Genomic DNA, 479 nt, shown 5'->3' with positions numbered 1-479 from the left:
CCTCAACGACGAGTCGGTGGACCGAACTGAACTCACGGAATCCGCGTTCAGCTTCGTGCGCTGGGCGCGGTCCGTGCGCAATACAGGGTTCTCGACACCGGGCTTGGAGAACTTTCAGTTTCTAGCTTCGTTCTACGGAGTAGACACTGTGGAAGAGTTGATCTCGGCTCAAGAGCATCAGATCACGCGTCTTCAAGAACGCATTCCTAAGGATCAGCAGTGTGTTTTGACGACTCCGAGGGAGGGTTAATGAGTTTCACCGCACAAGACCTGTACAGTATTGCCCACGAGGCCGAACGCGTTGCCGCTATTGGCCGTCGAGTGTTCGATCCGGGACTGGTCTCGTTTGGGGCTAATGTTCGTCGCCTCGTTGAAGAATACGCGTATGAGAAAAGCGCGCGAGTAGCAGAACAGGCCGACATTCAGACAGCCCGATCCGAAATCGATCAACTCAAGTCCGAAATTGCGAGGCTCCGCAA

The 479-nt window shown here is 54.7% G+C and carries 2 protein-coding genes; both read left to right on the top strand.

Annotation, left to right across the window (positions count from 1 at the left end):
* Positions 1 to 250, top strand: a 250-nt coding sequence (locus AC1RPW_RS07955) for a hypothetical protein (protein WP_481769435.1), incomplete at its 5' end; no start/stop codon positions are given.
* A partial coding sequence (locus tag AC1RPW_RS07950; protein WP_481769434.1) for a hypothetical protein occupies positions 250 to 479 on the top strand: 230 nt, incomplete at its 3' end. The genes AC1RPW_RS07955 and AC1RPW_RS07950, both read left to right, overlap by 1 nt.

It is taken from the genome of Dellaglioa sp. CoH-55-MRSF-8 (assembly GCF_056782195.1).
Note: the sequence above shows the minus strand (reverse complement) of the source record. Positions and strands in the feature narration are given on the sequence as shown.